The organism is Vibrio sp. 1288 (assembly GCF_033344475.1).
The window spans coordinates 1-590 of the sequence record NZ_JAWPOX010000822.1 but is presented as its reverse complement, the minus strand read 5'-3'; the positions used below and the strand labels follow the sequence as shown (position 1 = coordinate 590).

Here is a 590-nt window from a genome sequence, read left to right as displayed (position 1 = left end):
AGAGCCAGCAACGCTGGCTCTATTTACGTGAAGTGCTGACTTGTAGCTTGATAACGATAGCTTTATAGCTACAGCTTGATGACTACGCGACCCGTTACTTGGCCGTTGGTAATATCTTCGGCGTATTTTGGCGCTTCAGCGAGCTCTACTTCAGTACACGCTTGCTCGAAGTAGCTGTCTGGTAGTAGCTCAACCAGTTTTTCCCACGCTGCGATACGTTTTTCGGTTGGACACATCACGGAATCCACACCTTGCAGACGCACATTACGTAGGATGAACGGCATTACTGTGGTTGGCAGGTCAAAACCGCCAGCAAGACCACACGCCGCGACGGCGCTGTTGTAATCCATTTGCGCCAATACTTTCGCTAGCACTTTGCTGCCAACGGTGTCGACTGCGCCAGCCCAAATTTGTTTTTCTAGTGGGCGTGCAGGCTCTTCAAATTCAACACGGTCGATGATGCGACTTGCGCCCAGTTTTTCTAAAAGCGGACCGTTTTGTTCAACACGACCAGTAACGGCTGCCACTTTGTAGCCCAGTTGAGCCAGAAGCGTCACCGCCACCGAACCTACGCCGCCACTGGCGCCAGT

The 590-nt window shown here is 52.2% G+C and carries 1 protein-coding gene; it reads right to left on the bottom strand.

What is annotated here, in order from left to right; translation table 11 throughout:
• Positions 1–68: 68 nt before the first annotated feature.
• The coding region (locus R8O11_RS29570; protein ID WP_318195171.1) for a zinc-binding dehydrogenase at positions 69–590 on the bottom strand (522 nt) is incomplete at its 5' end.